Source organism: Arthrobacter sp. 10N43, assembly GCF_056394525.1.
Genome location: NZ_JBFTIA010000040.1, coordinates 1 through 1,055 on the forward strand (window position 1 = coordinate 1; position 1,055 = coordinate 1,055).

The 1,055-nt window shown below is 69.2% G+C and carries 1 protein-coding gene; it reads left to right on the forward strand.

Features of this window, described 5'->3' with window-relative positions:
• The coding region (gene glyA, locus AC1DDO_RS23020; protein WP_476972849.1) for a serine hydroxymethyltransferase at positions 1-1,055 on the forward strand (1,055 nt) is incomplete at both ends.

The window sequence follows — 1,055 nt, forward strand, 5'->3', positions numbered from 1 at the left end:
GGCCTGGAAATGATCGCCTCGGAGAACCACACCGCGGTGGCTGTGATGCAGGCGCAGGGTTCGGTGCTGACCAACAAGTACGCCGAGGGCTACCCGGGCAAGCGCTACTACGGCGGCTGCGAGCACGTCGATGTGATCGAGCAGCTGGCGATCGACCGGGTCAAGGCCCTGTTCGGCGCCGGGTACGCGAACGTGCAGCCGCACTCCGGTGCGCAGGCGAACGCCTCCGTGATGCACGCCCTGATCCGTCCGGGGGACACGATCATGGGCCTGAACCTGGCCCACGGCGGACACCTCACGCACGGGATGAAGATCAACTTCTCCGGGCGGCTCTATAACGTCATCCCGTACCAGGTCCGCGAACAGGACCAGCGGATCGACATGGCCGAGGTCGAGGCCCTGGCCCAGGAGCACAAGCCGGCGCTGATCGTGGCCGGCTGGTCCGCGTACGCCCGGCAGCTGGACTTCGCGGAGTTCCGCCGGATCGCCGACTCCGTGGGCGCCTACCTGATGGTGGACATGGCCCACTTCGCCGGCCTCGTGGCCGCCGGGCTGCACCCGAGCCCGGTCCCGCACGCCCACGTCACCACGTCCACCACGCACAAGACCCTCGCCGGTCCGCGCGGTGGGATCATCCTTTCCAACGACGCCGAGATCGCCAAGAAGATCAACTCGGCGGTGTTCCCGGGACAGCAGGGCGGGCCGCTGGAGCACGTGATCGCGGGCAAGGCCGTGGCGTTCAAGATCGCCGCGTCCCCGGAGTTCAAGGAGCGCCAGGAGCGTGTCCTGGCCGGCGCCCGGATCCTCGCGGACCGTCTGGTCCGGCCGGACGTGACCGCGAAGGGGATCAACGTGATCTCCGGCGGCACCGATGTGCACCTGGTCCTGGTGGACCTGCGCGAGTGCGAGCTCAATGGGCAGGAAGCCGAGGACCGCCTCGCGGAGATCGACATCACGGTCAACCGCAACGCCGTCCCCTTCGATCCGCGCCCGCCGATGGTCACCTCGGGGCTGCGGATCGGCACCCCCGCGCTGGCCACCCGCGGCTTCGGCGA